A 487-nucleotide genomic window follows, 5' to 3' on the forward strand; every position below is an offset into this window, starting at 1 on the left:
AAGTGGCCAAGGCCCACAGCCAGGCCCGGCTCGAGGCCCGACGACGACGATCACGGCCCGTGGCCGACGCGCTGCACCAGTGGATGGGCCAGCAGCGGCAGAAGATCCCGGACGGCTCGGCCACCGCCCGGGCGATCGACTACAGCCTCAAGCGCTGGGTGGCGCTGACGCGCTACCTCGACGACGGCAACCTGCCGATCGACAACAACTGGGTGGAGAACCGCATCCGGCCGATTGCGCTGGGGCGGCAGAACTGGCTGTTCGCCGGCAGCCTGCGCGCCGGCAAGCGCGCCGCTGCGGTCATGAGCCTGATCCACTCGGCCAAGCTCAATGGGCACGATCCATACGCCTACATCCGCGACGTGCTCGAGAGGCTGCCTACGCAGCCCGCCAGCAGGATCGGCGAGCTGCTGCCGCACCGCTGGCAGGCGATCGACTCGGCCTGACCACCGCCCCCGTCGTCATGACGGGATCGCCGGACGCTTAC

The 487-nt window shown here is 69.8% G+C and carries 1 protein-coding gene; it reads left to right on the top strand.

The features are described from left to right. Positions 1–446 (top strand): IS66 family transposase (locus ENE75_RS24685; RefSeq protein WP_158289098.1); only part of this gene is annotated, 446 nt, incomplete at its 5' end. Between the last annotated feature and the right edge of the window lie 41 nt (positions 447–487).

It is taken from the genome of Rubrivivax albus, assembly GCF_004016515.1.
GTDB classification, from domain to species: Bacteria; Pseudomonadota; Gammaproteobacteria; order Burkholderiales; family Burkholderiaceae_C; genus Rubrivivax; species Rubrivivax albus.